At 70.7% G+C, this 1,241-nt stretch carries 1 protein-coding gene; it reads right to left on the bottom strand.

Annotated features, from left to right (window positions below; translation table 11 throughout):
* Window positions 1-1,241: amino acid adenylation domain-containing protein (locus ACWDR0_RS34945; protein ID WP_456355855.1), on the bottom strand; the 1,241-nt coding region annotated here is incomplete at both ends.

Raw genomic sequence — 1,241 nt, 5'->3', positions numbered from 1 at the left:
CGGCCGACGAACATCAGCTGCCCGTCCGCCGTCCACTTCACCAGGTCACCGGTCCGGTACATCCGCTCACCACCGGACCCGTACGGGCAGGCGACAAACCGCTCACCCGTCAGCCCCGGACGCCCCACATACCCCCGCGCCACACCCACACCCGCCACATACAGCTCACCCGCGACACCCACCGGAACGGGAGCGAGGGCTCCGTCCAGCACGAACACCCGCGCATTCGCGATCGGCCCACCAATCGTCGGCTCGTCCCCCGCCGACAACGGACCCGACATCGACGCACAGACCGTGATCTCGGTGGGGCCATAGGCGTTGATCAGCCGCCGGTCCGGCGCCCAACGCCCCACCAGCGCGGCGTCGAGAGCCTCACCCGCGGAGACCAGGGTGCGGAGGGTGGGCAGATCGCCGGTGTCGAGTGCGCCGAGAAGCGCGGGCGGCAGCGTCGCGTGAGTGACACCGTGCCGGGCCACCAGACCCACCAGCCCGTCCCCCGCATCCACACCCTCGCCCGGTGCCATCACCAGCATCCCGCCCGAGCACAGCGTCACCAACACCTCCGAGACCGCCGCGTCGAACCCCACCGACGCGAACTGCAACACCCGCGCCCCACCGTCCACCGCAAACCGCTCACCCTGAGCGGCCACCAGATTCACCACACCCCCATGACCCACCGCCACACCCTTCGGCACCCCCGTTGAACCCGACGTATAAATCACATACGCCAAGGAAGCCGGAGCGATCAGGGCGTCCGGCGCGCTCTCGAGCTCGGCGGCAACCAGAGCTGAGGTCATCGGATCATCGAGGGCGATCAGCGGAACGCGCCCGATGGGCAGATCCTCCAGCGTGTCCTGTGTGCCGAGCACGAGCTGAGCCCCGCTGTCGGTGAGCATGAAGGCCAGCCGGTCGACGGGAAGTCGGCCGTCGAGCGGCAGATAGGCCGCTCCCGCCTTGAGTACGGCCAGGATCGCCGTCACCAGACCGGCACCCCGCGGCAGGCAGAGCCCCACCACGGATTCCGCACCCACACCGCGTCCCACCAGATAACGGGCCAGCCGGTTCGACGCCGCGTCCAGCTCCCCGTACGACACCTCCACACCCTCGGCCACCACAGCCACCGCGTCCGGAACCACAGCCACCCGACCCGCGGCGGTACGGCGGCGGACCGCGGCGACCGCGCCCGCACCCGCGACCAGCAGGGCCGCCGCGGTACCGGCGAGACCGAGGACACCGGTACC

Source organism: Streptomyces sp. NPDC003691 (assembly GCF_053981115.1).
The sequence above is the reverse complement of the archived record's forward strand: the minus strand, read 5'-3'. Positions and strand labels throughout refer to the sequence as shown.